Below are 4,287 nucleotides of genomic sequence, written 5' to 3' on the forward strand. Positions count from 1 at the left end.
TCAACAACTGACTTCGGGCGGTTGTCTGAACGCAGCGGCCGCAGGCCGCGTAGTGAGTTCTGCCCGACCTGCAAAGACCGAGCACCGCAGAGCAGTCGGCCCCTAGGGCCGACCGGCGACGAGGGCCGCCTTTCTTTTGGTTCCTTTTCTTTGGCGAAGCAAAGAAAAGGGACTGCCCTGTCGGGGGCACATCCCGACGCGGTCTCACGCAGTGGGAAGAAACACCCACGCGAAGCCGACACTAAGGAATGAAATTCAACCCCTCCGGCAACGGCAACAAGATCGGCACCTCAAAAAACGGCCCCGCCCCATCCGGATCCATCACCACCGTGCCGTTCGACGCAAAGAACACCGCCATCTGCGTCTGCGCCCCCACCGCATACGGTGCCGCCGCCGGGTTGCCGATGTTGGTGAGGAAGGTGTGCGGCCCCTTGCCCACCGCGTTGTTGGCGGCATAGGCCAGGTCATTGCGGAAGTAGGTGGTGCGGTCGGCCAGCTCACCCGCGCGCACGATGGCGGTGCTGGTCGGGTTGGGCACCACGGTGTCGCCCTTGGCCACCTGCACGATCACCGGCTTGGGCGCATTGCCACGCAGCGGTTTCTTGCGGATGAGACTCGCATACGAAACCGGGTTGCCGGCCTGCTGCACCCACTCGTTGCGGTCGAGCAGCTGCTGGATGGCCGCTGCGCCCGGCACGGTGTTGACCACCGGCGGCAGGTCGCGCAGCGGCAGGTTTTCGTTGAACACGATGCCGCTCGGGTGCACCACATTGATGAGCGAAGGCAAGCGTGTGGCCAGCGCCTGGCCGGTGAGCCCACGGAACACACCCAGGCGCGCCACCTCGGTGATCGAACCACCCGGCACGTTGGGCACACCCGCCTGGATGTTGGGCTCGACGCCGAGCAAGATGGTGCCGTAGATGCCACCGAAGGACTGGCCGGCGTAGTAGATGCGCTGCGCGTTGAGGTCGAACGCACCGTCACCGTCCACATCGACACCCACCTCGATCTGGCGCACCAGCTGCATCAGGTCGACCACCGTCTGGCGCAGGCCATCGCGGCTGCCGATGATGCTGCGCGGCGCCGCAGCGTTGACACCTTCGGTGGAGTCGATGCTGCCGTTGCCGTCTTGGTCGAAGCCACGGCCACCCGCCGGCACGACCACCGGCGCGGCGGCCGAAGGCAACACGTTGAGCGTGCCCAGCGGCCCGCCGCCATGGCCCACCACGTTGATCGACACGGTGGCGATGCCTTGTGACGCGAGCACCGAAGCCACCGTCCAGGGCGCGCCATACATGCTGTCGGTGAAGCCGTGGCCGAAGATCGCCACCGGCCAGCCGCCCGCCGGCATGGGCGACGACGGCAGGAACACCTGCACCACCAGGTCGTTGCTGCCTTGCGCGCGAGGCTGGCCCAGCAGCGTGGGCGTGGCGGGAATGTATTTCTCGGCCGTCTGGTAGTCGGGCGAGCGGAAGCGCCCATAGGCCACCCGCGCCACCGAGCCCGGCACCACATTGAGCGCCGGCGTGGGCAGGAAGGAGGGCGTGAACACCGGCGCTGCGCCCGTCTGCCGGCTGAACTGGATGCCCGTGAGCGCACTCAGGGCAAACACGGCACGCACCGGGCCGGCGGTCGACGTACCGATGTTGAAGTCGATCTGTGCTGGATTGGAGCGCTTGATCTGCGCGCGAATCTTTTCCAGGTCGGCGCTGGCGCTCTGGGTGGTGAACAAGCTCAAGGCCACCACACGGTGCTGCGATGCACCACTCGCATGCTGGCCGTCGAGCAGCGACTTGCGGTAGTCGGCCACGTCACGGTCCTTGCTGTGGCCGAAGTTGAGGTCGTGGCGGAAACGGCCGAATGGGCCGGCCTCGATGGGCTTGCCCGCGGCGTCTCGCACGCCGTTGGTCACCACCAGCACGTAGCGCGAGTGTTCGGCCAGCAACTCGTCGGACTCGACGGCCAGCGTCTTGGTCGCCGCGTCCCATACCACCTGGTTGATGCCCACCCGCTGGCCGAAACCCCAGCCGCTGAGCGTGTCGCCCAGGTTGACGAGGTAGACGGTGTCGCTGGTCACGCTGGCGGGGTTGATGTCGCCGCTGAAGGGGATGGTGATGCGCGGCTGGGTGTTGAAGCCGTCAAGCTGGTTGATGACGTCGATGTCGGCGCAGTCGCTGGGCCGGGCGGCGCAATCGGGCTTGGGCAGGTGCACTCGCTTGAAGGTTTTTTGCGTCCAGTCGACCCGGGTGAAGCGGTCGCTCGGGAAGGGACTGGTGGCGGGGCTCGACAAATCAAAGCGCACGTGCACACCGGCGGCGGCGGTCGCACCGGTCGCACCGGTCGCACCGGTTGCACCGGACACAGCCGGCAAGGCCAGCAGCAAGGCAGCCGCCCAAGCGCGCCAACGATCGGCGGGCCCACACGGGTCTCGGGACGGGCCGGAATGGAAAACAGCAGTCATTCGATGTCTCCTGGCGTTGTTTGTTGTGAGGCTGCCCGGCGCTCTGCGGGGATGCAGACGCGGGCAATTCTTGTACTGCCGCGCCAGCCCCTTAGCAAGGGTAGGTATTCACCAGTGGCACCGCCACGCGCCGGCGCAAGAGCCAGCTTGGATAGCATCGGCGGATGCAACTCTTCAGCCCACCCTCGCTAGGACTGGCCCTCAGCCTGCTGCACGCCGAGGCACGGCCGCACGAGCTGGCCGGCATGGCGCACTTCGGCATGAACGTGGCGCAGCCGCGCCTGGGGGTGTCGGTGCCCACGCTGCGCCGCCTGGGCAAACAACTCGGCCGCGACCACACGCTGGCCCTGGCCTTGTGGGACAGCGGCACCGCCGACGCACAGATCCTCGCCAGCTTGGTGGCCGAGCCCGCGCGCTTCACCTCACGCGAGATGGACCACTGGGCCCAGACCATGCAGTCGTGGGACACCTGCGACCAGGCCTGCACCAACGCATTCGCAGCCTCAGCGCTCTCATGGCGCAAGGTGGCGGCGTGGGCCACCCAGCGCGACGAGTTCGTGCGACGCGCTGCATTTTCCCTGCTGGCCGCGCTGGCGGTGCACGACAAGGTGGCCGACGACGCGGCCTTCATCGCCACCCTGCCCTTGATCGAAGACGCCGCCACCGACGAGCGCAACTTCGTCAAGAAGGCGGTGAACTGGGCGCTGCGCAGCATCGGCAAACGCAACCCCGCCTTGAATGCCGAAGCCGTCGCCTGCGCTCAACGACTGCGCACGCTCGACTCGCGCGCCGCACGCTGGGTGGCCGCCGACGCGCTGCGCGAGCTGCAGAGCGACGCCGTTCAGAAGCGCCTCGCGGCGCGCCGCTGAACGATGGCCACCCCTGAGCTGGTCTACATCGACGACACACTGATCGTCGTCAACAAGCCCGCTGGCCTGCCCTCGGTACCCGGCCGCGCCGAGGGCTTGCAAGACTGCATGGCCTCGCGCGTGCAGGCGATCGCCGCCGATGCGCTGGTGGTGCACCGGCTCGACATGGCGACCTCGGGCCTGCTGGTGTTTGCGCGCGGCAAGCCAGCGCAGCGGCAACTGAGCGACGCGTTTGCGCAGCGCGAGGTGGGCAAGCTGTATGTGGCGGTGGTGGCTGGGCAGGTGGCACAAGACAGCGGCGAGATCGACCTGCCGCTCATCACCGACTGGCCCAACCGGCCCCGGCAGAAGGTCGACTTCGACACGGGCAAGCCTTCGCTGACGCGCTACCGCGTGCTGTCTCGTTCGCCGCACGACACACGCCTGGCGCTGGAGCCGATCACTGGCCGCTCGCACCAGCTGCGGGTGCACCTGATGGCCCTCGGCCACCCCATCGTGGGCGACTCCTTGTACGCGCCGCCCGAAGTGCTGGCGCGCTCCACGCGGCTGCTGCTGCACGCGCAGTCGCTGTCGCTGGTGCACCCGGTGAGCAATGAAGTCATGCAGTTCGACAGCGTCGTGCCCTTTTGATTGCGGGCGACTTGACATGTGCATGAGAGTGCACATATGCTCACATCTATGCCCAAACACCCCACCCGTGAAGACGTGGCCAATGCCTGCATGGAAATCCTCGACACCGGCTTCTTCAGGGCCTTGTGCGAGCCGGTGCGCGTCGAGATCTTGCGGCAGCTGGTTCTGAAAGGCCGCTCCGACGTGAACACCATCGCCGAGGCCATGCCGCAAGACCGCTCGGTGGTGGCGCGCCACCTTCAGCTGATGGAACGCGCCGGCTTGTTGCACTCGCAAACGCAAGGCCGCCACACCTTCTACGAAATCGACGGGCCGGCCATCGTGTCG

The 4,287-nt window shown here is 67.2% G+C and carries 4 protein-coding genes; 3 read left to right on the forward strand and 1 reads right to left on the reverse strand.

Features of this window, described 5'->3' with window-relative positions; translation table 11 throughout:
* Positions 1-241: 241 nt before the first annotated feature.
* Positions 242-2,461, reverse strand: coding sequence for an Ig-like domain-containing protein (locus tag RMO40_RS02745; RefSeq protein WP_309715970.1), 2,220 nt, complete (start codon positions 2,459-2,461; stop codon positions 242-244).
* A 164-nt stretch (positions 2,462-2,625) separates the two neighbouring features.
* Between RMO40_RS02745 and RMO40_RS02750 the strand changes: the two genes are divergently transcribed.
* The 3 genes from RMO40_RS02750 to RMO40_RS02760 all read left to right on the forward strand — a co-directional run.
* Positions 2,626-3,330: a DNA alkylation repair protein gene (locus RMO40_RS02750; RefSeq protein ID WP_309715973.1), complete on the forward strand. Its 705-nt coding sequence runs from the start codon at positions 2,626-2,628 to the stop codon at positions 3,328-3,330.
* A gap of 3 nt (positions 3,331-3,333) precedes the next feature.
* Complete coding sequence (locus RMO40_RS02755; RefSeq protein WP_309715976.1) at positions 3,334-3,960, forward strand: pseudouridine synthase; 627 nt, start codon at positions 3,334-3,336, stop codon at positions 3,958-3,960.
* A 48-nt stretch (positions 3,961-4,008) separates the two neighbouring features.
* Positions 4,009-4,287 (forward strand): metalloregulator ArsR/SmtB family transcription factor (locus tag RMO40_RS02760; protein WP_309715979.1); only part of this gene is annotated, 279 nt, incomplete at its 3' end.

Source organism: Rhizobacter sp. (assembly GCF_031412075.1).
Taxonomy (GTDB): domain Bacteria; phylum Pseudomonadota; class Gammaproteobacteria; order Burkholderiales; family Burkholderiaceae_C; genus Rhizobacter.

Coding starts and splice junctions, on each gene's coding strand:
- RMO40_RS02755 (WP_309715976.1), top strand. CDS start 3,334: ATGGCCACCCCTGAGCTGGTCTACATCGACGACACACTGATCGTCGTC.
- RMO40_RS02745 (WP_309715970.1), bottom strand. CDS start 2,461: ATGACTGCTGTTTTCCATTCCGGCCCGTCCCGAGACCCGTGTGGGCCC.
- RMO40_RS02750 (WP_309715973.1), top strand. CDS start 2,626: ATGCAACTCTTCAGCCCACCCTCGCTAGGACTGGCCCTCAGCCTGCTG.